Genomic DNA, 25,734 nt, shown 5'->3' on the forward strand with positions numbered 1-25,734 from the left:
TTGGCGCCCATGTTTGGAGGAGGCGGCATGAATCCGCGGAAGATGAAACAGATGATGAAACAGATGGGGATCGACGTCGAGGAGCTCGAAGCCGAGCGCGTCGTCATCGAGACGGCCGACGGCGACCTCGTCTTCGACGGTGCCCAGGTCACCAAGATGGACGCGCAGGGCCAGGAGACCTACCAGATCGTCGGGTCACCCGAGGAGGTCGCGGACGCCGGCGCGGGCGGAAGCGCGAGCACGCCCGCCGTCGAGGGCGACGATCCGGACGCGACGGCTCGGGACGCGGGCGTGGTCGACGCCATCCCGGAGGAGGACGTGACGCTCGTCGCCGAGCGCGCCGGCGTTCCGGAGTCGACGGCCCGGGAGGCCTTGGAAGACGCCGACGGCGACCTCGCGGCCGCCATCGCGGAGCTGGAGTGACGGACGCCGCGTACCTGTTGGTCCACGGCGACCGGGAGTACCTCCTGGAGCCGGGCGAGGAGTTCGGCACCGACCTCGGCGTGATCGAGGTCCCGGAGGACGTCGCGGCCGGCGACACCGTCGAGACGCACCTCGGGACCGCCTTCGAGGTCCGCGAGCTTCGCGGCCCCGACCTGTTCGCCCACCTCGAACGGACGGGCGCGCCGATGATGCCGCGCGACGTGGGGCTGGTGATGGGTCACACCGGTATCTCGGGCGGTGACCGCGTCCTCGACGCGGGCACGGGGACGGGGATCCTCTCCGCCTACCTCGGACGCACGGGGGCCGACGTGACCACCTACGAGGTCGATCCCGAGTTCGCCGAGGTCGCTCGCGCGAACATGGAGACCGCGGGCGTCGCCGACCGCGTCGAGGTCCGCGCCGGCGACCTCGCCGAGGCGCTCGACGACCTCGCCGACGGGGAGCCGTTCGACGCGCTCACGCTCGACACGGGCGACGCGCCGACGATCGTCGAACGCGCAACCGACCTGCTCGTCTCGGGTGGATATTTCGCCGTCTACTCGCCGTTCGTCGAGGGGACTCGTGAGGCCGCGCTCGCCGCTCGCGAGGCCGGGTTCGAGGGAATCGAGACGCTGGAGACGATCCAGCGCGAGATGGACTTCTCCGACCGCGGCTCCCGCCCGTCGACCGCGGGCGTGGGCCACACTGGCTACCTGGTGTTCGGACGCGCGCCCTGATCAGCGCGCACGCTGACCGGGACGCGCGCTACCTGGTGTTCGGACGCGCGGAGCCACGCACGACGCGTCACCGACCGCCGATCGGCGCAGTGCGACCGGCTGACGCGACGTGACAAGACCTAACTGCCGGCGGTACCCCCGAACGCGTATGACGACGTTCTCCGATCGAGTCGAACGGATCTCCATCAGCGGGATCCGCGAGGTGTTCGAGGCGGCCGGCGACGACGCGATCAACCTCGGGCTCGGACAGCCCGATTTCCCGACGCCGGAGCACGCGCGACGGGCCGCCGTGGACGCCATCGAGGCCGGGAAGGCGGACGCCTACACCGAGAACAAGGGGACCCGATCGCTGCGCGAGGCGGTAGCGGAGAAACACCGAGCGGACCAGGGGATCGACCTCGACGCGGACGACGTGATCGCCACCGCGGGCGGCAGCGAGGCGCTTCACATCGCCTTAGAGGCGCACGTCGACGCCGGCGACGAGGTGCTGATCCCGGACCCCGGGTTCGTCTCCTACGACGCGCTGACGAAGCTCGCGGGCGGCGAGCCGGTCCCCGTCCCGCTCCGCGACGACCTCACGATCGACCCGGCCGCGATCGAGGCGGCGATAACGGAGGACACCGCGGCGTTCGTCGTGAACTCCCCCGGCAATCCCACCGGCGCGGTCTCCTCCGAGACGGACGTCCGCGAGTTCGCGCGGATCGCCGACGAGCACGACGTGCTCTGCGTCTCCGACGAGGTGTACGAGTACACGGTGTTCGACGGCGAGCACCGCTCGCCGATCGAGTTCGCCGAGACCGACAACGTCGTCGTCGTCAACTCCGCGTCGAAGCTGTTCTCGATGACGGGCTGGCGGCTCGGCTGGGTGTACGGGTCGGGAGAGCGCGTCGAGCGCATGCTGCGCGTCCACCAGTACGCGCAGGCGTGCGCGTCGGCCCCCGCCCAATATGCGGCCGAGGCCGCCCTGCGCGGCGACCGGGCGATCGTCGACGAGATGACCGACTCCTTCGAGCGCCGGCGCGACCTCGTGTTGGAGGGGTTGGCCGATATCGGGATCGACTGTCCGACGCCGCAGGGAGCGTTCTACGCGATGCCCCGCGTCCCCGAGGGATTCGTCGAGGAGTGTCTGGACCGCGGCGTGGTCGTGGTGCCCGGCGAGGCGTTCGGCGAGCACGGGGCCGGCCACGCACGGATCTCGTACGCGACCGACGAGGCCGAACTGCGCGAGGCCCTCGACGTGATGGCCGATGCCTACGCAGCCGTAAACTGATCGCGCGACAGAATATTCGTCACGCGCATTTACTGACGCCCGGAGGTTTCCGCAAGTTATACTGTCGCCGGCGGAGTACGAGTCGCTAATGGACCGGAACATTCAGGTCAGCCGCCTCGACCGGCAGGCGGTCGAGGACCAGGAGGTCGAGATCGTCGAGCGAAAGGGGATCGGTCATCCCGACTCGATCTGCGACGGCGTCGCGGAATCGGTCTCGCGGGCGCTCTCACAGCTCTACTTGGACCGCGTCGGCAAGGTGCTCCACTACAACACCGACGAGACGCAACTGGTCGCGGGCCGCGCCGCGCCCGCCTACGGCGGCGGCGAAGTCGTCGAGCCGATCTACCTGCTCATCGTCGGCCGCGCCACGAAGGAGTACGACGGCCAACAGCTCCCGGTCGATTCGACCGCGCTGGCGGCCGCCCGCGAGTACCTCGCCGAGGCGATCCCGGAACTGGAGTACGGGACCGATGTCGTCGTGGACGTGAAACTGGGCGAGGGGTCGGGCGATCTTCAAGACGTCTTCGGCGAGGAGACCCAACAGGTCCCGATGGCCAACGACACGTCGTTCGGCGTCGGCCACGCCCCGCTCACCGAGACGGAGACGATCGTCTCCGAGGCGGAGCGCGAACTCAACACGACGTATCACGACGAGCACCCCGAACTCGGCCCCGACGTGAAGATCATGGGCAAACGGGAGGGCGACCGGATCGACATCACGGTCGCGGCCGCGATGGTCGACCAACACGTCGACGGGCTCGACGACTACGACGACGCCGTGAGCGACGTTCGGGAGTTCGTCACGGACCTGGCGAAGCGCCGCACCGACCGCGAGGTCAACGTCGACGTCAACACCGCCGACGACTACGACGAAGGGTCCGTGTACCTCACCGTCACCGGCACCTCCGCCGAGCAGGGCGACGACGGCTCCGTCGGCCGCGGCAACCGCGCGAACGGGCTCATCACGCCGAATCGGCCGATGTCGATGGAGGCCACCTCGGGGAAGAACCCCGTCAACCACATCGGGAAGATCTACAACCTGCTGTCGACGCGGATCGCCGAGTCGGTCACCGCCGAGGTCGACGGGATCCGCGACCTGCAGGTCCGGCTGCTCTCGCAGATCGGCCGCCCGATCGACGAGCCGCACGTCGCCGACGCGCAGATCGTCACCGCCGACGGGGTCGACCTCGCGGAGATCGAAGACGAGGTCGTCGCCATCGTCAACAGGGAACTCGCCGACGTCACGGACGTCACCCGCAGCGTCATCGAGGGCGACGCCTCGACGTTCTGAGTCGATCTGGAACATCCGGATCGCGACCGTGCGACCGCAACCGATTTGACGAGCGGGCGACTCCGATCGCGTGTGACGCGGGTGTGTCTCCTCGGCGATCCGGCGGTCGATCTCACCTACGAGCTGCTGTCCCGCGAGACGGCGCGGGACGCGCTCGCGACCTACGACATCGAGGAGCCGTTCGCGAACAGCCTCGCGGTCGACACGGTGAGTCTGGGCGCGGCCGTCTCGCTTCTGAACGATCTCAACTGGTACCTCGTGCGCTTCGTCGACGAGGCGATCGTCCGCGAGCCGTCGATATCGACCGACGAGTGGCTCTCCCGCGACCTCGCTCGGGCGGTACGCGACGGGGCGATCCCGCCGGAGGAGACCGACCAGCGACTGAAGGTGTTCGGCCTCGTCGACGGCGAGCCCGTCGATCCGCGGTACGTGCGCCGGACGCAGGGCGACACGCCGACGTACGACGGAGCCGACGAGACGCTCGTCGTCCGCGTGAGCGAGTCGGAGTTCGACGGGTGAGCGGGGACTGCGGGCCGGCGACGCGGGCGCTCGGCCGGACCCTCAGTCGGTCAACTCTTCGACGAGCGTCTCCAGCTCGTAGGTCGCCGGCGCGCGCGGTTCGTCGCGCAGGGTCGCGATCGTGAACGTCGAGTTCGTGCGCTCTACCTCGGGGATCGCCTCGAAGTCGCTTATCAGCCGTTCGACGGTGTCCGACGAGGAGAGCCGGGCGAGCACGACGAAATCCGTCTCACCCATCGTGAAGAACGCCTCCGTGACCCCCTCGACCCCGAGCAGCTCGTCGGCGAACTCCTCGTAGGGGCCGTCGTAGTCCGCGAGCACCTCGACGATGACGGTCACCCCGAGCCCCAGCGCCTCGTGGTCGAGGTCGTACAGGTCGTTCTCGATCACTCCCGACTCCCGGAGGTTGTTCAACCGGTAGTGGATCGTCGACACCGGAATGCCCGTCTCCTCGTGAAGTCGCTCCGGGCTCCCCGTGCCCAGGTCGGAGATGGCCTTCACCAACCGCACGTCGCGCTCGTCCATACCCCCGCTTCGCGTGACGGACCCGTATATATTTCGACCGACATACTTGGAGTCGAGTGCGAATACGACGCCGTATTTCGAGAGACAGTTGCACTGTATTCAAATGTGTGATTGTTCATCCTAAAATAGAGGTCATTCGAGAGTGTAGTTTAACTATCTCTGTGTATTTCGAACTGACAACCAATGAATCTGCGATCGCCGATTTCTTCGTCCGAATCGATCGCGGGGGCGTTCGTCCTCCTCGCGACGCTGTGGGGGACCTCGTTCGTCGCCATCGAGGCCGGCCTCCACTACTTCCCGCCGCTGCTATTCGCGGGCGTCAGGTATGCCGTCGCCGGCACGATCGTGCTGGCGTTCGCCGTCATCGTCTCCGACCGCTTCGTGCCCCGAGGCCGCGACGAGTGGCTCGGCGTAGCCGTGGCCGGCACGTTCGTGATCGCGGCGTATCACGGGCTGTTGTACGTCGGCGAGCTGTATGTCTCCGGCGCGGTCGCGGCCGTCATTGTGAGCCTCTCGCCGGTGTTGACCGCGACGTTCGCGGCCGCGCTGCTCCCGGGAGAGCGGCTCGGTCCCGTCGAGATCGGCGGGTTCGCGCTCGGAATCGTCGGTGTCGTCGTGATCGCCGATCCGGTCTCATCCGGCCTCGGAAGCTCCGCCCTCCTCGGCGTCGCGCTCGCGTTCGCCGGTGCGGTCGCGTTCTCGCTCGGCGCGGTGCTGCTCCGGCCGCTTCGCACCGACCTCCCGGTCGCCGCGCTTCAGGGGTGGGCGATGGTGCTCGGGGCCGGCCAGCTGTTCGTCGGTGCCGGACTGCTCGGCGAGTCGCCCGCGTCGATCGTCTGGAACGCCACCACCGTTGCGTCGTTAACGTACCTCACGCTGCTGTCCGGAGTCGTCGCCTTCCTGATCTACTTCGCGCTGCTCGACACGGTGGGGCCGGCCCAGTTGCACCTCGTCGGCTACGCGGAGCCGGTCGTCGCGGCGGTCGGAAGCTGGGCGCTCCTCGGACAGCTCATCGAAGCGGAAGCCGTCTTGGGATTCCTCGCGATCCTCGCGGGGTTCCTCGCGCTCGAACGCCACGAGATCGCCGCGTACGTCGGGGTCGACGGAGACGTGGATCGGCTGCTCAGGTAGTCGATCCGCAATCTGAGCCCCGAGTCGGTCACTCGCCGATGTCGGCCGTCAGTCCCGCGCGGAGGTCGCGTCCGAGGTAGTGTCCGAGCAGCGCGACAGCGAGTCCGAGCCCCCCGCCGATCGCGAGCAGCGACGGGCCCCACTGCTGGAGGTAATCGATCCCGATCGGGAGGAATCCGACACCGAGAACGCTCGTCACGGCGGTTCCGGCACCCGCGACCGCCCCTGCCAGTCCGGCCTCGACGTACCGCCGCGACGAGAGGACGGCCCCGAGCACGAACCCCGCGACGAAGATCCCACCGACGGAGCCGATAGCGCCGCCGACGAGCGGGACCGCGCCGACGACGAACGTCGCGACGGCCGCCACGGCGAGCGCGATCGCGAACGCCTTCGCGGAGAACCACCGGCCGCTCACGCCGATCCGACCCGCACGGCTCGCCGCGGAATCGCCGATGGACGCGTTGCCCGCAGCTGCGTCGCTCGCGGTCGCGCTGTCGGCCGTCGCGTCGCCCCCGGACGACGCTCCCGAGTTCCCCTCAGCGAGGTCGTCGTCGAGGAGGTCGTCGAGGTCGTCCATCGGGTCCCCGCCCGACGACTCGCGCTCCTTGGAGGGTTGCATACCCGAGCGTTCGGGCGCGAGGCCTTGGCTCTTGTGCCCACGCAGCGCGTCGACGGTGTCAGGTGTGAAGATCGTCGAACCCGAGCCGGTGAGTCCGGCCGCAGACGGTCCACCCACGGTCCTCGATACCACGCGACGTTTCACCGGAAACCCGGTGTCTCGCGTCTCGATCGCGCATCGGGAATCGGCGATCGGTCCGAGGCGGCCCGGATGGAGATCCGTGTGTCCGTTACCCGGAACGGCTTTCGGTCCCGACGTCGACTCCCACGGCATGGACACGCGTCGCGCGCTCCTCGATGCCCTCGCGGACGGTCCGGTCTCGGGGCCGGCTCTCTCCGACGATCTCGGCGTCTCGCGGACGGCGATATGGAAGGCGGTGGAGGAACTCCGAGAGTCGGGATTCGCGATCGAATCGACCGCGGCGGGATACGTCGCACCCGACGATCCAGGCTACTGTGGACCCGGCATCGAGTTCGGCCTCGACGCGCCGTACACCGTCGAGTACCACGACAGCCTCTCGTCGACGAACAACCGCGCACGCGAACTCGCGATCGACGGGAGCGACGGAGTCGCAGTCGTGACCGACGAACAGACAGGCGGCAGGGGACGGTTAAACCGCGAGTGGATCGCCCCGAGCGGCGGCGTCTGGCTCTCGCTCGCGACCCGGCCCGTCGCGCCGGCCTCCCGCGCGCCGCTTTTCACTCTCGCGGCCGCCGTCGCGACGGTCGACGCCTGTCGCGCCGTCGGCCTCGACGCTCACATCAAGTGGCCGAACGACGTTCTGGTCGGCAGCGACCGCGAGGACCCGGCGGCGGACGCTACCGTCGACGGCGACGCCGAAAACGCAGAGGCGGCCAACCGCGACGCCGACGCGCGAGGCCGCGGCGGACGCAAACTGGCCGGGATCCTCACCGAGATGGAGGGAGAGGCCGACCGCGTGTCGTGGCTCGTCGTGGGGGTCGGCCTCAACGCTAACGTCGACGCGGCAGCGTTGCCGCCGGGTGCGACCTCGCTCGCCGCCGAGTTGGACACCACCGTGGACCGGCGGCGGGCCGCCGTGACCCTTCTCGATCGGTTCCACGCGCTCGCGGGAACGACGGATCGGATGGACCGCGTCCTCCCGGCGTGGCGCGAGCGAGCGAGCACGCTCGGGCGACGCGTGCGCGTCGACACCGCGGACGGCCCGGTCGTCGGCACCGCCGTCGACGTGGAGCCGCCCGGCGCGCTCGTGATCGATACGCCCGAGGGGAGCCGGCGCGTCCACGCCGGAGACTGCGAACACCTCCGGAGCACAGACACCTAGCCCGTCGGGCCGCCGTCGACGACGACGTCGTCATCGGACTCTCCACCGGACACTGTTCCGGGACCGTCCGGTACCGTTCCGTCGAGTCGCACCGTCAACACCGGGATCGACGAGCCGCGCACGACCTTCTCCGCGACGCTCCCGAGCAGCAGCCGGTCGATTCCGCCCCGACCGTGCGTCCCCATCACGATGAGGTCGCAGCCGGCGTCCTCCGCGTGGCGGATGATCTCTCGGCTCGGCGACCCCTCTGCGACCGCTGTCTCGACGGTGAGGTCGGTCTCGGCCGCGAGTTCCTCGACCGCTTCGACCGCCTCCGCGGCGTCGTCTCGGAGGAGGTCACCCACGCCCTCCCACGAACTGTCCATAGGCATGCCGGCGTAGCTCGCGGTGTCGATCACGTACAGCGCGTGGACGACTGCCCCGTGAACCGCCGCGAGATCGAGCGCGTGCGTGACCGCCCGCATCCCCTCCGCAGAGCCGTCGGTCGGCACGAGGATCCGATCGTAGAGTGCCATGTGATCACATGTATCATAAATTGCCGACGGTATTACGCTTTGCCCCACGCGCGTTCTGGGATCTCTGGCTGGAACTGTCGGAACTGGCCAGAACCGGACGGGAGTGCTCCGACCTCAGTCGTCGCCGGGCGTGACTGACCCCGTCTCCGGACCGGCGTCGGTGAACCCGGCGGTGTTCGCGACCGTCGCGATCTCGGGCCGGAACACCCACGCCGCGAGCAGGACGATCGGAACCATCGTGACCGCCGTCACCGAGTACCCCACGTGGAGGTTAGCGAGCCACGGGGCGGAGTAGATCAGCGGGTAGACGATCCCGCCGACGGTGCCGACGCCGCCGACGACGCCTGCCACTGCTCCGGAACTGTTCGGGAACATCGCCGGTACCTGTGCGAAGATGGCCCCTTCGGCCCACGCGCAGCCCGCACCGACGAGGAAGCCGACGATCACGGCGTTCATGACGACGCCGGAGAGCCCGGCGAACGTCATCGCGACCATCATCACGACGATGAAACAGAGTCCGAGGAACGTCCACTGCTCGCGGTAGTGCCCCGTGAAGATCGGGAGGATGTTCGTCTCGGTCCGAGCGAGCACGTCGCTTATGTACCCGCCGAACGGCCGGAGCAGCCCGGCCGCCACGGAGAACGTCGCCGCGAACGTGCTCGCCAGCACGAGGTTCTGCGTGTTGAATCCCTCGCGGTAGTAGGTGGCCAGCCAGCCGTTCATCGACAGCTCCAGGCCGAACGACATGATGTAGGCGGCCGCGAGCACGACCGTCCCGTACCGGGTGGCCGTGTGGAGCCATCCCCGCAGCGTCGCGTTCTCTTTGGTCGCCTGCCGCTTCTCGTCGCTCTTTGCGGCCTCTCCGAAGACGAAGTAGACGCCCGCGAGGAGGATGGAGACGATCCCGGTGTAAAAGAAGGCGGCCCGCCAGTTGGTCTGGAACAGCGGTCCGCTCCAGTCAGTGCCGAACACCCGCGGAAGCACGAGCGCACCGCCCGCCGCCCCGGCGTTGCCGACCCCGGCGTAGATCCCCTCGGCCAACCCGAGGTTCTCCGATTCGAACCACTCGGCGACGTGCTGGATGCCGATGACGAACGTGATCCCCGCTGTGGCGACGATCAGCCGCGTCGCGAAGAACACGCCGTACCCCTGCGCGAACGCACTGGCGATCGAGAACACGCCGACGTACGCGAGAACGATGGAGAAGATGACCGGCGCGCCGAACCGGTCCGAGAGCCACCCGGTGAGGATGCGGCCGAACGGTGCCATCCAGATCGCCGAACTCGCGAGGATGCCGATCTCCACCGTCGTGAGGGAGAACTCCTCGGCCATCCCTCCGGTGAACGGCGCGAACGAGAACCAGATGAGAAACGAGAAGTTGAATCCGACGGTCGCGAGCAGCAGCGTCCGGTACTTCGTCATCTGAATCGGACTCTTCACGCGTCGATCACCTCGCAGTCGACCGCGGGACCGATCAGATCGCTACGACTCGATACGGTACACATCTGCACCGCCTCCGGAAGTAAGTGGTCAAACATGGCGTCTTTCACGTTGTATAGACACAAACACTTCCTTAATAAGAGAATCGATGAGTGAATGAACAATATATTCGGTTGTTTGTTGGTCGTTTAGCTATACCGATGCGACCCAAGATATTTTCTGAAGATTCGATGCAGAATTTAAAATGCACGCAAGTGTTCGGCCGAAAACGTGACGCTTTCGGCTATGTCTCGCATTGAATACCTCTGTTTTTGATGATGAATTGGCCTCACGTCCTGAAAGGGCGGATACGACGAAACGTGCCAACTGCCGAATCGTCCACCGCGGGATCGGATGGGTCCGGAACGGGCCGCACTCGCACGCATCGCCGCGCGGGCCGGAACGGAGCGCGGTGTTAAGTCATCGGCGCTCCAACACGATGACATGACCCATGAAGTGAACCTATCGCACGTCGAAGGCGAACTCCGCGACTGGTCGTACCCGGCGAGCCGCGAGACGCTCGTCGACGAGTGTGCCGGCACGACCGTGCTGTTCGCCGACGGTGACGCCGATCTCGGCGATCTCTTCGGTGACGTCGACCAGGCGCAATTCGAGAGCGCCGAGGACGCGTACACCGCGCTCCAGAACGTCCTCCCTATCGAGGCGGTGGGAGAGCCCGGCCAGTCCGACGGCGACGCCTGATCGGACCTGCGAGTGTCGGCAGCGGGCACCGATCCCGTCCTCCGTCGCGACGCGCGCACCGCCGACCCGTCGGTCGCCTCGGACCGCGTCACCCGTACACACGTCGCGGAGCGTCTCGCATCGCTTTTTACTGTGGCTCGCGCAGTGAGTCCAATGAGTTACCGTATCGGCCTCGTCGGCAAGCCCTCCGTGGGGAAGTCGACGTTCTTCAACGCCGCGACGATGAACGACGTGCCGGAGGGCGCGTACCCGTTCACCACGATCGACCCGACCGTCGGCGAGGCGTACGTTCGCGTCGACTGCGCCGCCCCCGAGTTCGACGAGACATGCACGCCGAGCGTCGGCGTCTGCCGCGACGGGACCCGCTTCGTCCCGGTCAAACTCGTCGACGTCGCCGGGCTCGTCCCGGGCGCACACGAGGGACGCGGGCTCGGTAACCAGTTCCTCACCGACCTCAACGAGACCGACGTGTTGATCCACGTCGTCGATTTCTCCGGGAAGACGGACATCGAGGGCGAGACGACCGAGGGACACGACCCGCGCGAGGACATCGACTTCCTAGAGGAAGAACTCGACGAGTGGTACCTCGACGTGCTCGGCAAGGGCCTCGAGAAGTTCGAGACGCGGTACCACGGTGCAGACGCCGCGATCGAGGAGGAGCTGGCCGAACAGATGTCCGCGTTCGGCATCGACAAGGACCGGATGAAACAGGTGATCTTAGCGCAGGGGCTCGAACTCGACCCCGAGACGTGGGACGACGAAGACGAGGCTGAACTCGCTCGCGAGATCCGCAAGCGGACGAAGCCGATGGTCGTCGCTGCCAACAAGATGGACACGTCGGAGGCGCAGGCGAACTGGGAGGAGATCACGAGCGATCCCGACTACGAGCACCTATCTTTCGTCCCCGCTAGCGCCCACGCCGAGAAGGCACTGAAGAACGCGGACGAGGCCGGCGTCGTCGACTACACGCCGGGAGACCGTGGCTTCGACGTGACCGGCGACGTGTCCGGCGAGCAGGCGGACGGCCTCGATCAGATCGCCGAGTTCGTCGACGAGTACGACGGGTCCGGCGTGCAGGGCGCGCTCGAAGCCGCCGTCTTCGACGTGCTCGGCTGTATCGCCGTCTTCCCGGGCTCCGCAAACGGGTCGAAAGACGAGAAGGGCGTCTTCCGCGACTGCTTTCTCCTCCCCGAAGACTCGACGACGGAGGACTTCGCGTTCCACATCCACTCGGACATCGGCGAGGGGCTCCTCCACGGCACCGACTGCCGGAGCGGCCGACAGGTCGGCACCGACCACGAACTCTCCCACCGCGACGTGATCGAACTGATATCGACGAAGCAGGCGGCCCCCTGACGCGATTCCCGCTCGCGATTCGGAACCCGATTGAGAGAATGGGAGTGCGAGTCAGTGCGAACAGTGTGCGAGTCAGTGCGAACAGTGTGCGGTCTGGATGGTTGCGTGTCGCCGGCGGCGGTCCGTGACATCGCCGACTCGTCTCACGCCGAGCCCGAGACCGGTCACAGCCCCTCGATCCGCCGCAGCGCCTCGCGGACCTCGCCCGGCGTGGCGTACGGACCTCCCTGCACGCGGTGGTCCGGCAGCAGGATCGGGATCGGGTTCTCGTCGAGCGCCCGGGTCACGACGTCGAGGTCGTCGGGGTCGTTGTCGTCGAGACCCGCCGACCGCGCGAGTCGACTGACCGAGATCGATTCACCGTACGGGACCGAACGGAGCGCGTCGAGGACGCGCCGCCGGTCCGTCGGAACCGTGAGGCCGATCTGCACGTCGCCGAACGGGTCAGTCCCGTCGTCGATCGGCTCGGCTTCGCCGCCGAGTGACGGACCGCCGTCATCGACCGGTTCCCCTCGCAGGTACGTGCCGATCCGGTCGAGCAGCGCGTGGTCCGCGTCGGCGTCGGCCGGCGGGTCTGCCGGGAACGACACCGCGATCACGCGACCGCCGGCGAAGCCGACCTCGACCGCGCGACCGATCTCGTCGAAGCGTCGAGCGAAGACACCCGAGGCGTCCGTTGATTTCATGACTCTCATTCGGCGGCCCCGACGGTTAAATCGACGGGTGAGCCGGAGTTCCGCGCTCTCCGACCGTCACCGCCGGTGCCGATCGGCCGCCGTCCGCCCGCAAGCCTTATGAACAGATACATGCATTAGTGTACACTAATGGAGGATGATTCCGCGCTGGCTCCGGCTGTCGAGTCGATACTTGCGACCGCCCGGGAGCGAGCGGCCGAGGGGCGAACCGGTCGCGTGGACGTCGACCCTCGTGACCTGCGCGTCGCGTTCGACCGCGCCGAGGCGGACGGTCGCGTGCCCGTGATCGCCGAGGTGAAGCCGACGAGTCCGACGACCGAGGGGACCCGCGAGGACGACCCCGTCGCCCTCGCCGAAGGGATGGTCGCGGGCGGGGCTGCGGCGCTCTCGGTGCTCACGGAGCCGGTGCACTTCGGCGGGAGCGTCGACACCCTCGAACGCGTCCGCGAGGCGGTCGACGTGCCGGTGCTCCGGAAGGACTTCGTCGTCGCCGAGTCGCAGCTCGACGCCGTCGAGAGCGACGTGGTTCTGCTCATCGCGCGGTTCGTCGGCGACGACCTCCCGGACCTGCTCGCGGCCGCCCGCGACCGCGGGTTTCAGGTGCTCGTCGAAGTCCACGACCGCGCGGAACTCGCCGCCGCGGTCGACGCGGGCGCGACGTTCGTCGGAGTGAACAACCGCGACCTCGTGAGACTGGAGGTCGACCTCGAAACCTTCGAGTCGGTTGCGCCCGACGCTCCCGACGACGTGACGCTCGTCGCCGAGAGCGGGATCGGCTCGCCGGCGGACGTCCGGCGGATGCGGGCCGCCGGGGCCGACGCGCTGCTCGTCGGCAGCGCGATCATGGACGGCGACGTGACGGCGAACACGCGAGCGCTGACCTGCGCGGGGACGGACGCGATCGAGGAGACGGACACGGAGACACCCACATGAGCGAATCCGACACGCGAACGGCTGAGGAACCGGACACGGCGGTGCCATCGCGACGGCCCGGTCGCGAGCGCGGCCGCGACGACGGGAAGTTCGGCCGCTACGGCGGCCAGTACGTCCCCGAGGCGTTGATGCCGGCGATCGAGGAACTGACCGACGCCTACGAGCGCTACGTCCTGAACAACGAAGACGGCTTCATGGACGAGTTCCGCGAGCGGCTCGCGGACTTCGGCGGACGACCGATCCCGCTCCAGCGGGCCGACCGACTCTCCGAGCGCTACGATCGCGAGGTGTACCTCAAGCGCGAGGACCTGCTCCACGGCGGCGCACACAAGCTGAACAACGCCCTCGGACAGGTCCTGTTGGCGAAGTACATGGGCAAAGAGCGGATCATCGCGGAGACCGGCGCGGGCCAGCACGGCACCGCGACCGCGATGGCCGCCGCCCACCTCGATATGCCCTGTGAGATCTACATGGGCGAGCGCGACATCAACCGTCAGCGCCCCAACGTCTTCCGGATGAAGCTGAACGGGAGCGAGGTGAACCCGGTGACGGCCGGCCGCGGCACCCTGAAGGAGGCCATCTCGGAGACGATGCGCGACTGGGCGACGACCGTCGAGACGACCCACTACGTGATCGGCTCCGTGGTCGGTCCGCACCCCTTCCCGGTGATGGTCCGCGACTTCCAGGCGGTCATCTCGGAGGAGGCCCGCGAACAGGCGCTCGAGAAGTCCGGCGACCTGCCGACCGACGTGGTCGCCTGTGCGGGCGGCGGTTCGAACACGATGGGAGCGTTCGCGGCGTTCGTCGACGACGAGGACGTGGCGTTGCACGCTGTCGAGGCGGGCGGCTCCACGCTGGAGGTCGACGAGGAGGCGGGCGTCGCCCCGAACTCCGCGTCGCTGTACACGGGCGAGGAGGGCGTCCTCCACGGCGCGCGCACGAAGCTCTTGCAGGACACCGACGGCCAGATCATGGAGAGCCACTCGATCTCCTCCGGACTCGACTACGCCGGCGTCGGTCCCGAACTCGCCTACCTCGTCGACGAGGGGCGCGTGAACCCCGTCGCCGTCGACGACGACGACGCGTTGGAGGGGTTCCACCGCCTCTCGCGTACCGAGGGGATCATACCCGCCCTGGAGACGGCACACGCCTTCGGCTTCCTGGAGGAGCACCACGAGGAGCTCGGCGAGCGCGTCGTCGTGAACGTCTCCGGTCGCGGCGACAAGGACCTCGACGCCGCGATCGAGGAGACGGACAAACGCGACATCGCGGAGGCGCCCGATATGTCGATGTTCACGGGGGGGATCTGAATGGCGGGAGAGCGCGCGGAACCGGACGTGGAAACGAAGGCGGAGACCGGCAACTCCGCGGCCATCGCCGCCGCCTTCGCCGACGGTCCGGCGTACATCCCGTACCTCGCCGTCGGCGACCCTGACTACGAGGCCTCGAAGGCGTACGTCGAGGCGCTCGACCGCGGCGGCGCGGACGTGATCGAACTCGGGCTCCCCTTCTCGGAGCCGATCGCGGAAGGCCCGACGATCCAGGGCGCGCTCGTGCGAGCGCTCGACGCCGGCATGACCCCCGACCGGTTCTTCCGGTTCGCGGAGGAGGTCGACGTCGACGCCCCGCTCGTCTGCATGACGTACTACAACCTCATTTATCAATATGGTGAAGAAACTGGCCCCCGTCCCTTCGTCGAGCGCGCGGCCGCCACGGGGATCGAGGGACTCGTCGTTCCCGACCTCCCCGCCGAAGAGGCGGACCCGCTGCGCGAGGCGTGCGACGAGTTCGGTCTCGATCTGGTCTTCATCGTCGCGCCAACCACCGTCGGCGAGCGGCTCGACCGGATCATGGGACAGGTCTCCGGCTACGTCTACGTGCAGGCGCGGCTCGGGACGACCGGCGCGCGCGACGACGTCTCAGACCAGACCACGGAGAGCCTCGGTCGACTCGCCGACTACGACGTGCCGAAGGCCGTCGGGTTCGGCATTTCGACGGGGGATCACGCCGAGCGCATCGTCACCGGCGGTGCCGACGGGATAATCGTCGGCTCGGCGCTGGTCGATATCGTCGCGGACGGCGTCGAAAACGGCCTCGCGACCGAGGCGGTCGCAGACCGGCTGGAAGCGCTCTCGCGAGAGCTGAAAGACGGTGCCGAGCGCGGCTACGCCGCTCGCGTCGAGCCGGCCGAGTCGCACTGACGGGGAGCGTTCACTCCGCGAGATCGACCACGCGGTCGATTCGAGCCAATACGTCCCCGAACGAAACCCACTTACCTCAGATTGCCACACGTTCACACAACGACGGCATCCACCATGACAGCAGGACTCACAGCACGACTCAAGCGCATCTCCACGAACGACCGATTCCTCATCGTCCCGATGGACCACGGGATCACGATGGGCGCGGTCGAAGGGCTCGTCGACATCGAGTCGACCATCGACGGCGTCACGGCCGGCGGCGCGGACGCGGTGTTGACCCAACGCGGCATCGCGGAGCGCGTCCACCCCAACAAGAACGACGCGGGGTACATCGTCCACCTCAACGGCTCGACGACGATCGGTCCCGACGAGAACGACAAGCGCGTCACCGGCACGGTCGAGGACGCCGTCCGGGCCGGCGCGGACGCCGTTTCCTTCCACATCAACGTCGGATCGGACCACGAGCCGTCTCAGATTGAAGGGCTCGCTGAACTCACCGCCGAGGCCGAACGGCTCGGCCTGCCTGTGCTCGCGATGGCGTACGCCCGCGGTCCCGGCGTCGACGAGAGCGACCCCGAGTCGCTCGGCCACGCCGTCCGGCTCGCGGAGGAACTGGGCGCGGACGTCGTCAAGACCGGGTACTCCGGCGACGGCGACTCCTTCGGCCGCGTCACGGAGTCGACCCGGCTGCCGGTCGTCATCGCCGGGGGATCGAAGGGGACGGACCGCGAGACGGTCGAGATGGTCCGCGGCGCGATGGACGGCGACGCCGCAGGCGTGTCGATGGGTCGGTCGATCTTCCAGCACGACGACCCCGAGGGGATCGCGCGGGCGGTTTCGGCGATCGTCCACGACGACGCGACGGTCGACGACGCGCTCGCCGCTGGCGGGTTCGTCGAGGCGTAGCGGCTCCCTTCGACCCCGATATTCCGGGTCAGCAGGCGGCACGTATCCGCTCTTCCGCCTCCGGCTCTCCCACCGGCCCATTGGGATCGACCGCCTGCTCGACGTGGAAGACGGTCACGGACGCGAGGCTGCGGTCCGAGCGCTCACAGACATACGCCGCCATCGATCGATAGCGAGTCTCTCCGGCGGTTTTCATCCTGAACCCGAACTGATGCCAGAGGGTCGTCGGATACGTCTCCGCCGCGTCCGGCGGTCGGTCGTACGTGACCGCCTCCCCGTTCCGCAGGTCGATCGAGTCACCCGATTCGAGCGTTCCGCGGACGACATACCAGCTGGAGGCGTCCGGCGGGTTCGGAGCGAAGAACGACCAGCTCACCTCCGACAGCCCGCCGCCCGACTCCGACGTCGGGAGGTCGACGAGTCCGACCCCTGCAGCCTGCCACCACACGAGCGCGAGAAAGAATCCCACGAGCAGCAGGGTCGCTCCCGCTCGGATGCCACGGCGAACTCGCGACGCGGCCGGCGACGAAGTCTCGGTCGTGCTTCCGCCATCGCCTCGGTGGGTTTCGTCCGCGCTTCCGCCGTCACTTCGATATACGCCATCCGCGTGTCGAGAAGAACCGGGGAGTTTCGACGCAACGGCCTCGATGAGGTCCCATGCCCTAGGCGGGAACAACAGGATCAGGACCGCGACCATGACGAACGGGAACACGCCGAGCCGCATCGTCGCGGCCATCCCGAGGTGTGCGGAGACGAAGGCAAGGGCGATCCCTACCCTGAGCAACCCGGTCGCGGCGATCAGTAGAACGGACGCCGAAAGGAGCGCGATCCAGAGCCAGTTTATCGTCGTGAGAACACCAGCGAACTCCGAGACGAACGGTCCCAGTCCCACGATGTACTCCTCCAACTGGAAGATTCGAGGGACTGCGTCTCCCGACATCCACGCGTCGCTTCGGTACTTCGAGACCGCGTTCGCCGCGTAGATCGACACGAGCGTCAGGAGCGTGACGGCCGTTCCGAGCGTACAGACTCGCCGATCGACACCAGCCTCTAGCTCGGAATCACCTTGCCCGGCGGGATCGTCTCGATCGTTGCGACCGCTCCCGCGACCCGCGCTGATCGACCACCGAGCGTCGAGCGGGAGGGAGAGGCTCAAAAGGAGGAACACGACCAGAATCGTGTTCCCGCCGTTGATCACGTACGGGTTCCGAGCGTACAGCGACGCGAGCAGGACGAGCGAGATGCCCGTCGACAGCCGCGTTCGATAGCCGACGAGCAGGCAGGCGGCGGCGCAAACTGCGACCGCAAGGAGACCTACTTGTACCCACGTCGACCCCGATATCGCGTGAATCGATACGGTCTCTAACAGCGGGAATATCTCCGCGAGCGTCGACCGCGGAAGGACGCCATCGTCAGTGTAAAACGCCCGTACTGCCGGAAGCCGATAGACCAACAGGTCTCCGAGAAGGAGGAGTGCCACCGAGATCCGAAACGCGGCGAGCGCTCGCGGGTCGATCCCGAGAAACGGCGCGGCACGCTCGCGGAGGGACTCACGCACCGCGGCGTATCGGGTCCCCGCGTTCGAGAGCCGCTGGCGTGGTGGCGTCATCCGGTAGTCTGACTCAGACAATGTGATCTCATTGGTAAGTGCTTTGTCGTCGCCGCACCGTCGCCCGCAACGCACGACCCTTCCGCAGTTTTCAAGCCCGCCCGCCGTGAGGTTTCGACAATGACACGCACGGTCTGGGTGAAAGCCGACGGGAACGTCGGCGACTGGGAGGCTCGCAAGCGACGGATCACGGCCGCCATCGAGGCCGGCGCGGACTGGGTGCTCGTCGACGAGAGCGACGTTGGGCGCGTCCGCGACCTTGGCGACATCTCGGTCGCCGCGTTCCGCTCCGAGGCGGACGTCATCGACGACGCCGAGAGCGACGCGGAGGCCGACGCCTACTTCGTCGGCAAGGGCGGCGAGGGAGACGGGACGATCGATCTCCCGAACGACTTCTCCGGTTCCGCCGACCTCTCTACGATCCGTCGGAGCGACGACCGCGCGCAGGGCGCGTACGTCCGCGTGCTCGGGACCGAGTACGAGCGGTTCGCCGAGACCGCCGCGGCGGACGCGGAGTTCACCATCATCGTCGGCGAGGACTGGTCGATCATCCCCCTAGAGAACCTCATCGCCCGGGTCGGCGAGGAGACGCACCTCGTCGCGGGCGCGACCACCGCCGCCGAGGCGAAGACGGCCTTCGAGACGCTGGAGATCGGTGCCGACGGCGTCCTCCTCGACTCGGACTCGCCGGACGAGATCCGCGGTGCGGTCGACGCCCGCGACGCAGCCGACCGCGAGACGCTCGACCTCAGACACGCCGAGGTGACGGCGATCGAGCAGACGGGCATGGCGGACCGCGTCTGCATCGACACCGGCTCGCTGATGGACGACGACGAAGGGATGTTGATCGGGTCGATGTCGCGCGGGCTCTTCTTCGTCCACGCCGAGACGGCGGAGTCACCGTACGTCGAGTCGCGACCGTTCCGCGTGAACGCCGGTGCGGTCCACGCGTACGTTCGCAACCCCGACGGCGGCACGAACTACCTCGCCGAGCTGTCGAGCGGCGACGAGGTGCAGGTCGTCGACACCGACGGTCACACCCGCGAGGCGATCGTCGGGCGCGTGAAAATCGAGAAGCGACCGATGTTCCGGCTCCAGGCCGAAGTCGAGACCGACGACGGCGTCGACCGCGTGGAGACGCTCATCCAGAACGCCGAGACGGTGAAGGTCGCCACGAGTGAGGGGAAAACCGCCGTCACCGACCTCGAAGCCGGTGACGAGGTGCTCGTCTACTACGAGGACGTGGCGCGTCACTTCGGCGAGGCCGTAGAGGAGAGCATCATCGAGAAATGAACGCCTTGTGACCGTGAACGACAGGAAAGACCGAACGAGACGAGCGTGACGACCCGTGGGTGAGATCCGATCGCTCGGACGCTGGTCGCTTGACGCCGTGGCGGTGTTCCTCCTCGCCGCCACGATCGGGTACGCCGCCGCCGACGGAGAGACCGTCGTCGTTGACTCCGCAGAGGCCACGCTCCCGCTGATCTGTGCCGTCGGCCTCAGCGTGTTCGGCCATCGGCTCCGTGCCGCCGGATTCCGCGACAGATCGATCGCGGCGGTCGCTGTCGGCGGGGCCGGCGGCGGCGTGGTGTTCGGACTGCTGGTCGGTTGGATACTCCTCATTCAGACGCTCGACGGCGACTCTCTCGTCGAACCGTTCTACACGCTGTTGAACGGCGGAGCCCTCGGAACGGTGCTAGGCGGTGTTCTGGTCGCCGGCTACGTTCGGCTCCGCCGCAACCAACGGACTGTCGAGCGACAGAATGCACGGCTAGAACGACTCGCGGAGGTCCTCTCTCACGACCTTCGAAACCCGCTGAGCGTGGCGTACGGTCACGCGGAACTGTCCCGAGAGACGGGCGACCCGGAGCACCTTGACCGCGTGATCGACGCGCTCGATCGCATCGACGCGTTGATCGACGACTCGCTGACGCTCACCAGACAGGCGCGCGCATCGGTCGATATCGAGACGGTCCGACTGGCGACCGTCGCGGAGGAGTGCTGGCGGAACGTCGACACCGGCGACGCCGAGCTATCAGTCGATCTGTCTCTCGCCGTCCGTGCGGATCGGCAGAAACTCAAACGCCTCTTCGAGAACCTCTTTCGGAACGCGGTCGAGCACAACGACGGATCGGTCACCGTCACGGTCGGCCCTCTCGATTCCGGAGACGGGTTTCACGTCACCGACGACGGACGGGGGTTCGATGGAAGTGATGCCGGCCGACTGTTCGAGGCGGGATACACGACCGGCGAGACGGGCACCGGACTCGGACTGAACATCGTTCGCGAACTCGCCGAAGTGCACGGATGGGAGGTCACCGCGGTCGACGGTCCGACGGGCGGGGCCCGGTTCGTGATCACCGGAATCGCCGGTGTGGACGCCGACGGCGATGCGATCTTGCGGTGATCGGTACGTATATTTCGGTGATGTCCGATAACCGGAACGATCATGTCGACGGTCAATCAGGACATCACGGTAGCGGAGCTGTCGTATTTTGACCGCGTCCGGCACCTCGCCGACGCCGCAAATCCGGCGTTTGCGGCGGGGTGTCTCCTCGTCCCCCTCGCGGTCCTCGCGGTGAGCGTACTCGTTTCGAGCACCACGCTGCTGTTTTACACCCACGTCGCCGCCGGCGCGGTGTGGTTCGGATTCGCGCTTATCTTCCCCGCGCTCATCGGCCCGACCCTCGGGGGGCTGAGCGAGGAGGCGTCGGCCGCGGTGACGGGTACCCTCGTTCCGAAGGCCGTCTTCTTCCTCGTCGGTTTCTCCTTTACGACGGTGATCTCGGGCACGGTGCTGTTGACGGGTGACATCGGGCTCGGCTACGGCTTCTCCAGCACGTGGTCGTCGGCCGCACTCGGCGTCGGCTGGGGGCTGTTCGCCTTCGGGCTCGCGGTCCCGCACCGGCTCCAGCTCAGCGCGTACTACGAGACGCAGTCGCCCGATCCGGACGCCGAGCGACTCGAATCGATCGAGAAGAAGAACCTCGTCGTGGGACTGTTCGAGGCGGCCGTGATGCTCGGAATCATCGCTCTGATGACGGGCTTCCGGCTGGGAGTGTAACTCCATAATTCGCCGTTTCGATGTCCGACGCGATCAGTCAGTTTCGGTGTCGCCGCCGTCCACCGCGCGTTCCAGTTCGTCTATCCGAGTCCGGATCACCGACAGCGTCGCGTCGGCGTCGGCGTATCCTTCCTCGTAGTCGTCGAGCGCGGACGCCGTCTTGTCGAGGAACTGCTCGATTACCGCCTCGATCGATTGGTCGCTCATGACTCCGCGGTTGGGTCCCCGATAGGTTATATTTCCCGACCGAGAGGCTGTCGTCCGAGTGTATTGTTCGATACGGGAATTACCGGCCGAGGACACGTGGACGGGTACGGATGCGAGCGGTGATCGACAGACGGAATCTGCGCCGGCGTTCGACGACTCGTCGACGCTTTGCCGACGAGAACCGCTCTCTGAGAGGGCACTTCGAGTACCTCCCGTTCGGCTCACGTGGTCGTAGCCGACCCGCCGACTGGCTCTCGGCAGCGTCTCGTGAGGACGTGCTCGCACGAGCGACGGACGAGGTGTATCCGTATCCGCTCACGCCGGTGAACTCGGAGCCTGTGAGCCGAACGATCTGCACGCGAGTCTCGTCGGTCCCTATTCTGCCTCGCTTTGACGGTTAGCAGAATTCAGCACGATTGTATTACTCACACACAAGCCTTTTACGCACGTGACGCGTATCCTGTGGAAGACAATGCCAGACTCCCTATCGGAACAGCTCCAGAGCGACATGCAGTGTGAGGGTCTCTTGGAGTGTTTTCACGGGCTCAAACCGCTTGACCGGGAGTGTTTTTCCGTTCTCGTCGAGAGCGACGAGCCCATGACCATCGACGCTGTCGCCGAAGCGGTCGACCGAGAGCGCTCGACCGCCTACCGCTCGGTCCAGCGACTCCTCCAGACGGGATTCATTACGAAAGAACAGATCAACTACGATCAAGGCGGGTACTACCACGTCTACTCACCGACTGATCCCGAGAAGATCACCAGCGAGATGCAGCGGATGCTCAACGACTGGTACGCGAAGATGGGCCAACTCATTCAGGAATTCGAAGAGAAGTACGATCACACGGAGTCGGCACAGGCATCGAGCTAGCGGTCAGACGAGACCCGTTCGAAACTGGCGACGCTGTGTGTGCGTGGATAACTTTATCTCACGAATCGGCGCGAGGATGCCTCTAAGTGTAAGAAAAAGTGGAAACGGTGTATGTATCTATGGGCCGGCACGAATATTGAATCACGCGAGACTCGCGATGCTCGTCTCGCTGGCTCTCGCTCGTTTCACTCGCGAGAACGCGGGTACGGCCACCCGAAGGCCGTCGCTGAAGGAACGAAAGTGGGGAAAAGTGGGCCGGCACGAATTTGAATCGTGGTTACGGCCACCCGAAGGCCGAAGGATACCAAGCTACCCCACCGGCCCGCACTCAGATGAAGGCCGCTCGACGGTTTAATCTTTCCGAAAGTCGGGAACCATCGGCAGGTATCCGGAAGCGCACCGCTTACGCACCCGTCGTTCAGACCTCGAAATACCGATCCCGATGTGCCCGGCAGCCGGGATTGAACGCGGTGCCACAGTGCGGACAGGCGTCGTCGCCGTCGAGGTACTCGCGGACGGACAGCGTCGTCCGACAGTGTCCGCACAACGCCGCGGGCTCGTCGAACCGGTCGCGGGGCCACGGCCCCGACTCGTGGTCCGTCGCCGCGTCGTGGCACGCGTCACAGGGGTAGTACGCCTCACAACAACCGAATCGGAGCGCAACCACGTCGACGGACGAATCCCAGTGAGAACACCGCGTTTCGGCGTCGACGTCGACGCCCCGGAGCGGGACCGTGAACCGACCGTCCACGTCGGGCGCGACCGTCGTCAGACGCTCTCGGTGACTCGCCGACGAGTTGATGGTCTCGATCGGGTGGGCGACGTCGGAGGGTTCGGCGTCGCCGAGTCCGTCCGACTCGTCAGTAGGATTCGTATCCATCGGTGTCGATCCAGTTGTGCGCGACGGCGATCGTGTCGTCGGCGTGGAGCGGTTTCGGGCCGACGCGGACGCGGCGCTCTGCGACGGCCGCGATCGACTCCGTCTCCTCGTCGGTGAAGTCTCGATGATCGGAGAGCACGAAGACGGGATCGGTGGGTGGCTCGGCGTCGACGAGCGGGTCACCCGCCTCGTGGAGCTGCACGACGGTCCCGCCGTGGTCCGCTCCGGCGCTTCCCGTTCCGCGGTCGCCCGCGATCCTGTCGAGGGTGTCGTCGAGCCCCATCCGTCGGAGTTCGACGCCGGGCGAGACGTCGGCGGGCATGTGACCGATCGCGTCCGGTTTCGCGGCGAGCGCGTCGCGAACCCGGGCGGCGACGTTGCGCTCGTCGGGGTGGAGGTGACGGAGGGTGTCGGCGTCGAAGGTGACGGTGAGCGCGTCGTCGACGACGAGGTGCACTCGGATCGACTCGCGGATCCCGTGCGAGAGGAAGACGCCGGTCGAGACGCAGCGACACAGCAGGTCGAGCCGGCCCGCACCGGGGATGTCGGACAGCGAGATCGCGTCCGGGTCGGTCGGGACGTCGTGACCGACGACGACGAACTGGCGCATACGCTGGCGTCGTCCCCGATATTCATAAACGGTCCGACCCGACTGTCCCCATGAGCGTCACCGGACTGTGTCAGGTCTGTGAGGCCGCGCCGGCGAGACACGGCTGTCCGCGCTGCGGTCGCGCCGTCTGCGACGACCACTGGACCCCGACCGCGAGCGCGTGCACCGCGTGTGCGGCGGGTCGACAGCAGTAGCGCGTGATAGAGGACAGCAGTAGCGCGTGACGGGCGATAGCGCTGAGATCGCACGCGGCGAGTCCCGCTCAACGTGACCTACCCGTTCGACGTGACCTACCGATATCGGTTCAGTCGCTTCTTGAGCCGTTTCGCCGAGTCACCGGCGGCCCCGACGTACGTCGCCTCGTCGTCCGGGCGGCTCGACTCCTCGCCGGCGAAGATGATCCCGCGTGAGGAGTTCACCAGCCCGACATCGACGGGCGCGCTCGGGCGGGCGGCGAGCCCGTGGTCGACCGCGGCCTCCGCGTCGCCGCCCTGCGCGCCGACGCCGGGAACGAGAAACGGGATCTCGGGGACGATTTCGCGGACCGCGGCGAGTTCCTCGGGGGCTGTCGCGCCGACAACGAGCCCGACGTTGTCGTTCGCGTTCCACACGTCCGCGAGCGCCGCGACGCGCTCGTAGAGGGGCTCGCCGGAGGCGAGTTCGAGGTCCTGGAGGTCTTCGCCGCCGGGGTTCGACGTGCGACAGAGCACGAACACGCCCTTGTCGGCGCGGTCGAGGAACGGCTGGAGGGAGTCGCGACCGAGATACGGGTTCACCGTGATCGCGTCCGCGGTGTCGAGCGCCGCGGCGTACCGACGGGTCGTGTTGCCGATGTCGGCGCGCTTGGCGTCCAAGAGGACCGGAACGCCCTTCCCGTGGGCGTAGGCGATGGTCTCTTCGAGCGCGCGCCAGCCGTCCGCATCCTCGTAGAAGGCCGCGTTCGGCTTGTAACAGGCGGCGTGCTCGTGAGTCGCGTCGATGATTCGACGGTTGAACGCCCACCGCGGGAGGTCCGCGTCGGTGACGAACGCGGGGAGACGGGTGGGGTCGGGGTCGAGCCCGACCGAGACGACGCTGTCGACGGCCGCGATCCGGTCCGCGAGCGACTCGAAGAAGCTCATGCGCGGTGGTGTGAGCGGAGAGGCGCTAAGGGTTGCGTTCCGCTCGCCGTAGGTCACGGGGCGCTCGACGACGGGACCGACAGCCGCAACGTCGATACCGGTGGGCGACCACGATCCGATATGAGCTTCGGCGAGTGTTTCGAGCGGGCCGCCGGCCGCGACGTGACCGTGGAAGCGATACGCGCGGCGGTCGAGGACCGTCGAACGGGCGAAACGGAGCGAAGCGACGGGACCGACACCGACGTGGATACCACATCGATCGACCCCGAGCCCAGTCCGGCCCGCGTTGTCGCCGACGCCGACGTGCTGGCGGCGGACCTCCTCGTCGGGGGCGACGCACGGGAGTCACTCGATCGGTTGCGGTCGCACTCGTGGACGACGCTCGTCGCAAGCGACCCGCTTCTCGACGACGCGGCGGCGGTGATCGGCGACCTCGTGGACGCGGACCTCGCGAGCGACTGGCGGGGCGCAGTAGAGTCGTGGCGGGAACCGGTCGCGCACCCCGCGGGCGACCACCCGGCGCTGGCGTCGGCCTATCGCGGCGGGGCGATGCAGGTCGTGAGCCTCGATACGTCGCTCACGGGCCCGCGGGCCGCCGCGAGCCTGCGCGACCGGATGCCGGTGAGCGTCAGGGAGCCGAGCGCGTTCGCGGCCGTCTTCTCGCCCGAGCGGCTCTACCCCGAGGTCGTCGGCGGGGAGTACCCGGGTCCCGACCGCGATCCGCGGTCGCTCGAACCGGTAGGATGAAACGAGCCCGCGCCCGAGCG

General features: G+C 67.5%; 28 protein-coding genes and 1 tRNA gene. 18 read left to right on the plus strand and 11 right to left on the minus strand.

Translation table 11 applies throughout. The annotated features are described in order from the left end of the window. Positions 1-9 precede the first annotated feature (9 nt). From ACZ45C_RS07585 to ACZ45C_RS07605, 5 genes are all read left to right on the plus strand, one after another. Positions 10-423, plus strand: a complete 414-nt coding sequence (locus tag ACZ45C_RS07585) for a nascent polypeptide-associated complex protein (RefSeq protein WP_460560589.1) — start codon at positions 10-12, stop codon at positions 421-423. Continuing rightward, complete coding sequence (locus tag ACZ45C_RS07590) at positions 420-1,160, plus strand: methyltransferase domain-containing protein (RefSeq protein WP_460560591.1); 741 nt, start codon at positions 420-422, stop codon at positions 1,158-1,160. Before ACZ45C_RS07585 ends, ACZ45C_RS07590 begins: the two co-directional genes overlap by 4 nt. Positions 1,161-1,308: 148 nt before the next feature. After that, entirely contained in the window at positions 1,309-2,430 is a 1,122-nt protein-coding gene (locus tag ACZ45C_RS07595; RefSeq protein ID WP_460560593.1) for a pyridoxal phosphate-dependent aminotransferase, read from the plus strand. Positions 2,431-2,518: 88 nt separating this feature from the next. Then, a complete protein-coding gene (locus ACZ45C_RS07600; RefSeq protein WP_460560597.1) occupies positions 2,519-3,721 on the plus strand; it encodes a methionine adenosyltransferase in 1,203 nt (400 codons plus the stop codon). A 72-nt stretch (positions 3,722-3,793) separates the two neighbouring features. Next, positions 3,794-4,240 (plus strand): DUF5804 family protein, encoded by a 447-nt coding sequence (locus ACZ45C_RS07605; protein WP_460560599.1) that lies wholly within the window; start codon positions 3,794-3,796, stop codon positions 4,238-4,240. 42 nt (positions 4,241-4,282) lie between these two features. On the opposite strand, the gene ACZ45C_RS07610 is transcribed toward ACZ45C_RS07605, so the two are convergent. Continuing rightward, positions 4,283-4,765 carry an Lrp/AsnC family transcriptional regulator gene (locus ACZ45C_RS07610; protein WP_460560601.1) on the minus strand — a complete coding sequence of 161 codons (483 nt, stop codon included), beginning with the start codon at positions 4,763-4,765 and terminating at the stop codon, positions 4,283-4,285. A gap of 183 nt (positions 4,766-4,948) precedes the next feature. Here ACZ45C_RS07610 and ACZ45C_RS07615 point away from each other — a divergent pair, with 183 nt between their 5' ends. Further along, positions 4,949-5,896, plus strand: a complete 948-nt coding sequence (locus tag ACZ45C_RS07615; RefSeq protein WP_460560603.1) for a DMT family transporter — start codon at positions 4,949-4,951, stop codon at positions 5,894-5,896. Positions 5,897-5,924: 28 nt separating this feature from the next. Here ACZ45C_RS07615 and ACZ45C_RS07620 read toward each other — a convergent pair whose 3' ends face one another. Then, positions 5,925-6,515, minus strand: coding sequence for a hypothetical protein (locus ACZ45C_RS07620; protein WP_460560605.1), 591 nt, complete (start codon positions 6,513-6,515; stop codon positions 5,925-5,927). Positions 6,516-6,786: 271 nt separating this feature from the next. Here ACZ45C_RS07620 and ACZ45C_RS07625 point away from each other — a divergent pair, with 271 nt between their 5' ends. Further along, positions 6,787-7,818 carry a biotin--[acetyl-CoA-carboxylase] ligase gene (locus ACZ45C_RS07625; RefSeq protein WP_460560607.1) on the plus strand — a complete coding sequence of 344 codons (1,032 nt, stop codon included), beginning with the start codon at positions 6,787-6,789 and terminating at the stop codon, positions 7,816-7,818. Here ACZ45C_RS07625 and ACZ45C_RS07630 read toward each other — a convergent pair. Both ACZ45C_RS07630 and ACZ45C_RS07635 read right to left on the minus strand, forming a co-directional pair. Next, positions 7,815-8,333: a universal stress protein gene (locus tag ACZ45C_RS07630; protein ID WP_460560609.1), complete on the minus strand. Its 519-nt coding sequence runs from the start codon at positions 8,331-8,333 to the stop codon at positions 7,815-7,817. The two genes, ACZ45C_RS07625 and ACZ45C_RS07630, sit on opposite strands and share 4 nt — an antisense overlap. Positions 8,334-8,447: 114 nt before the next feature. Then, complete coding sequence (locus tag ACZ45C_RS07635) at positions 8,448-9,755, minus strand: MFS transporter (protein WP_460560685.1); 1,308 nt, start codon at positions 9,753-9,755, stop codon at positions 8,448-8,450. A 501-nt stretch (positions 9,756-10,256) separates the two neighbouring features. Here ACZ45C_RS07635 and ACZ45C_RS07640 point away from each other — a divergent pair. Beyond that, positions 10,257-10,514: a DUF5789 family protein gene (locus ACZ45C_RS07640; protein ID WP_460560611.1), complete on the plus strand. Its 258-nt coding sequence runs from the start codon at positions 10,257-10,259 to the stop codon at positions 10,512-10,514. 153 nt (positions 10,515-10,667) lie between these two features. Continuing rightward, complete coding sequence (locus ACZ45C_RS07645) at positions 10,668-11,870, plus strand: redox-regulated ATPase YchF (protein ID WP_460560613.1); 1,203 nt, start codon at positions 10,668-10,670, stop codon at positions 11,868-11,870. Between the two features lie 164 nt (positions 11,871-12,034). On the opposite strand, the gene ACZ45C_RS07650 is transcribed toward ACZ45C_RS07645, so the two are convergent. Further along, on the minus strand, positions 12,035-12,556 hold the full coding sequence (locus ACZ45C_RS07650; RefSeq protein WP_460560614.1) for an MGMT family protein: 522 nt from the start codon (positions 12,554-12,556) through the stop codon (positions 12,035-12,037). 138 nt (positions 12,557-12,694) lie between these two features. Here ACZ45C_RS07650 and trpC point away from each other — a divergent pair, with 138 nt between their 5' ends. From trpC to ACZ45C_RS07670, 4 genes are all read left to right on the plus strand, one after another. Continuing rightward, complete coding sequence (gene trpC / locus ACZ45C_RS07655; RefSeq protein WP_460560616.1) at positions 12,695-13,498, plus strand: indole-3-glycerol phosphate synthase; 804 nt, start codon at positions 12,695-12,697, stop codon at positions 13,496-13,498. After that, positions 13,495-14,808: a tryptophan synthase subunit beta gene (gene trpB, locus ACZ45C_RS07660; RefSeq protein ID WP_460560618.1), complete on the plus strand. Its 1,314-nt coding sequence runs from the start codon at positions 13,495-13,497 to the stop codon at positions 14,806-14,808. The genes trpC and trpB overlap by 4 nt, the downstream gene beginning before the upstream one ends. Beyond that, positions 14,809-15,699, plus strand: a complete 891-nt coding sequence (trpA, locus tag ACZ45C_RS07665; protein WP_460560620.1) for a tryptophan synthase subunit alpha — start codon at positions 14,809-14,811, stop codon at positions 15,697-15,699. Positions 15,700-15,813: 114 nt separating this feature from the next. Continuing rightward, positions 15,814-16,605: a 2-amino-3,7-dideoxy-D-threo-hept-6-ulosonate synthase gene (locus ACZ45C_RS07670; protein WP_460560622.1), complete on the plus strand. Its 792-nt coding sequence runs from the start codon at positions 15,814-15,816 to the stop codon at positions 16,603-16,605. Positions 16,606-16,633: 28 nt separating this feature from the next. Here the strand turns inward: ACZ45C_RS07670 and ACZ45C_RS07675 are convergent, their stop codons facing one another. Further along, positions 16,634-18,214, minus strand: coding sequence for an HTTM domain-containing protein (locus ACZ45C_RS07675; protein WP_460560624.1), 1,581 nt, complete (start codon positions 18,212-18,214; stop codon positions 16,634-16,636). Positions 18,215-18,334: 120 nt separating this feature from the next. Between ACZ45C_RS07675 and ACZ45C_RS07680 the strand changes: the two genes are divergently transcribed. Genes ACZ45C_RS07680 through ACZ45C_RS07690 form a run of 3 tightly spaced genes read left to right on the plus strand, consistent with a single transcriptional unit; the run spans position 18,335 to position 21,278 of the window. Continuing rightward, positions 18,335-19,507: a 3-dehydroquinate synthase II gene (locus tag ACZ45C_RS07680; RefSeq protein WP_460560626.1), complete on the plus strand. Its 1,173-nt coding sequence runs from the start codon at positions 18,335-18,337 to the stop codon at positions 19,505-19,507. A gap of 55 nt (positions 19,508-19,562) precedes the next feature. Beyond that, positions 19,563-20,621: a sensor histidine kinase gene (locus ACZ45C_RS07685; protein WP_460560628.1), complete on the plus strand. Its 1,059-nt coding sequence runs from the start codon at positions 19,563-19,565 to the stop codon at positions 20,619-20,621. 42 nt (positions 20,622-20,663) lie between these two features. Next, positions 20,664-21,278 (plus strand): hypothetical protein, encoded by a 615-nt coding sequence (locus ACZ45C_RS07690; RefSeq protein WP_460560630.1) that lies wholly within the window; start codon positions 20,664-20,666, stop codon positions 21,276-21,278. A gap of 33 nt (positions 21,279-21,311) precedes the next feature. On the opposite strand, the gene ACZ45C_RS07695 is transcribed toward ACZ45C_RS07690, so the two are convergent. Beyond that, complete coding sequence (locus ACZ45C_RS07695; RefSeq protein WP_460560632.1) at positions 21,312-21,485, minus strand: hypothetical protein; 174 nt, start codon at positions 21,483-21,485, stop codon at positions 21,312-21,314. A 472-nt stretch (positions 21,486-21,957) separates the two neighbouring features. Here ACZ45C_RS07695 and ACZ45C_RS07700 point away from each other — a divergent pair, with 472 nt between their 5' ends. Beyond that, positions 21,958-22,356, plus strand: a complete 399-nt coding sequence (locus tag ACZ45C_RS07700) for a helix-turn-helix domain-containing protein (RefSeq protein ID WP_460560634.1) — start codon at positions 21,958-21,960, stop codon at positions 22,354-22,356. Positions 22,357-22,607: 251 nt separating this feature from the next. Here ACZ45C_RS07700 and ACZ45C_RS07705 read toward each other — a convergent pair. The 4 genes from ACZ45C_RS07705 to pyrF all read right to left on the minus strand — a co-directional run bounded on the left by ACZ45C_RS07705 (position 22,608) and on the right by pyrF (position 24,967). After that, a tRNA-Pro gene (locus ACZ45C_RS07705) sits at positions 22,608-22,680 on the minus strand. A 94-nt stretch (positions 22,681-22,774) separates the two neighbouring features. Then, positions 22,775-23,236, minus strand: coding sequence for a CHY zinc finger protein (locus ACZ45C_RS07710; RefSeq protein WP_460560636.1), 462 nt, complete (start codon positions 23,234-23,236; stop codon positions 22,775-22,777). After that, entirely contained in the window at positions 23,217-23,846 is a 630-nt protein-coding gene (gene trmY, locus ACZ45C_RS07715; RefSeq protein WP_460560638.1) for a tRNA (pseudouridine(54)-N(1))-methyltransferase TrmY, read from the minus strand. The genes ACZ45C_RS07710 and trmY overlap by 20 nt, the downstream gene beginning before the upstream one ends. A gap of 290 nt (positions 23,847-24,136) precedes the next feature. Next, positions 24,137-24,967 carry an orotidine-5'-phosphate decarboxylase gene (pyrF, locus tag ACZ45C_RS07720; protein ID WP_460560642.1) on the minus strand — a complete coding sequence of 277 codons (831 nt, stop codon included), beginning with the start codon at positions 24,965-24,967 and terminating at the stop codon, positions 24,137-24,139. A gap of 120 nt (positions 24,968-25,087) precedes the next feature. Between pyrF and ACZ45C_RS07725 the strand changes: the two genes are divergently transcribed. Then, positions 25,088-25,714: a DUF7384 family protein gene (locus tag ACZ45C_RS07725; protein WP_460560644.1), complete on the plus strand. Its 627-nt coding sequence runs from the start codon at positions 25,088-25,090 to the stop codon at positions 25,712-25,714. Positions 25,715-25,734 lie beyond the last annotated feature (20 nt).

The organism is Halorubrum pallidum (assembly GCF_055380345.1).

Excerpts from the sequence above, each read along its gene's own strand:
- trmY (WP_460560638.1), bottom strand. The coding sequence starts at position 23,846 with ATGCGCCAGTTCGTCGTCGTCGGTCACGACGTCCCGACCGACCCGGAC.
- ACZ45C_RS07650 (WP_460560614.1), bottom strand. The coding sequence starts at position 12,556 with ATGAAATCAACGGACGCCTCGGGTGTCTTCGCTCGACGCTTCGACGAG.
- ACZ45C_RS07640 (WP_460560611.1), top strand. The coding sequence starts at position 10,257 with ATGACCCATGAAGTGAACCTATCGCACGTCGAAGGCGAACTCCGCGAC.
- trpC (WP_460560616.1), top strand. The coding sequence starts at position 12,695 with ATGGAGGATGATTCCGCGCTGGCTCCGGCTGTCGAGTCGATACTTGCG.
- ACZ45C_RS07625 (WP_460560607.1), top strand. The coding sequence starts at position 6,787 with ATGGACACGCGTCGCGCGCTCCTCGATGCCCTCGCGGACGGTCCGGTC.
- ACZ45C_RS07690 (WP_460560630.1), top strand. The coding sequence starts at position 20,664 with ATGTCGACGGTCAATCAGGACATCACGGTAGCGGAGCTGTCGTATTTT.
- ACZ45C_RS07635 (WP_460560685.1), bottom strand. The coding sequence starts at position 9,755 with ATGACGAAGTACCGGACGCTGCTGCTCGCGACCGTCGGATTCAACTTC.
- ACZ45C_RS07725 (WP_460560644.1), top strand. The coding sequence starts at position 25,088 with ATGAGCTTCGGCGAGTGTTTCGAGCGGGCCGCCGGCCGCGACGTGACC.
- ACZ45C_RS07630 (WP_460560609.1), bottom strand. The coding sequence starts at position 8,333 with ATGGCACTCTACGATCGGATCCTCGTGCCGACCGACGGCTCTGCGGAG.
- trpA (WP_460560620.1), top strand. The coding sequence starts at position 14,809 with ATGGCGGGAGAGCGCGCGGAACCGGACGTGGAAACGAAGGCGGAGACC.
- pyrF (WP_460560642.1), bottom strand. The coding sequence starts at position 24,967 with ATGAGCTTCTTCGAGTCGCTCGCGGACCGGATCGCGGCCGTCGACAGC.
- ACZ45C_RS07610 (WP_460560601.1), bottom strand. The coding sequence starts at position 4,765 with ATGGACGAGCGCGACGTGCGGTTGGTGAAGGCCATCTCCGACCTGGGC.
- ACZ45C_RS07620 (WP_460560605.1), bottom strand. The coding sequence starts at position 6,515 with ATGCAACCCTCCAAGGAGCGCGAGTCGTCGGGCGGGGACCCGATGGAC.
- ACZ45C_RS07700 (WP_460560634.1), top strand. The coding sequence starts at position 21,958 with ATGCCAGACTCCCTATCGGAACAGCTCCAGAGCGACATGCAGTGTGAG.
- ACZ45C_RS07595 (WP_460560593.1), top strand. The coding sequence starts at position 1,309 with ATGACGACGTTCTCCGATCGAGTCGAACGGATCTCCATCAGCGGGATC.
- ACZ45C_RS07585 (WP_460560589.1), top strand. The coding sequence starts at position 10 with ATGTTTGGAGGAGGCGGCATGAATCCGCGGAAGATGAAACAGATGATG.
- trpB (WP_460560618.1), top strand. The coding sequence starts at position 13,495 with ATGAGCGAATCCGACACGCGAACGGCTGAGGAACCGGACACGGCGGTG.
- ACZ45C_RS07710 (WP_460560636.1), bottom strand. The coding sequence starts at position 23,236 with ATGGATACGAATCCTACTGACGAGTCGGACGGACTCGGCGACGCCGAA.
- ACZ45C_RS07670 (WP_460560622.1), top strand. The coding sequence starts at position 15,814 with ATGACAGCAGGACTCACAGCACGACTCAAGCGCATCTCCACGAACGAC.
- ACZ45C_RS07680 (WP_460560626.1), top strand. The coding sequence starts at position 18,335 with ATGACACGCACGGTCTGGGTGAAAGCCGACGGGAACGTCGGCGACTGG.
- ACZ45C_RS07645 (WP_460560613.1), top strand. The coding sequence starts at position 10,668 with ATGAGTTACCGTATCGGCCTCGTCGGCAAGCCCTCCGTGGGGAAGTCG.
- ACZ45C_RS07600 (WP_460560597.1), top strand. The coding sequence starts at position 2,519 with ATGGACCGGAACATTCAGGTCAGCCGCCTCGACCGGCAGGCGGTCGAG.
- ACZ45C_RS07675 (WP_460560624.1), bottom strand. The coding sequence starts at position 18,214 with ATGACGCCACCACGCCAGCGGCTCTCGAACGCGGGGACCCGATACGCC.
- ACZ45C_RS07695 (WP_460560632.1), bottom strand. The coding sequence starts at position 21,485 with ATGAGCGACCAATCGATCGAGGCGGTAATCGAGCAGTTCCTCGACAAG.
- ACZ45C_RS07615 (WP_460560603.1), top strand. The coding sequence starts at position 4,949 with ATGAATCTGCGATCGCCGATTTCTTCGTCCGAATCGATCGCGGGGGCG.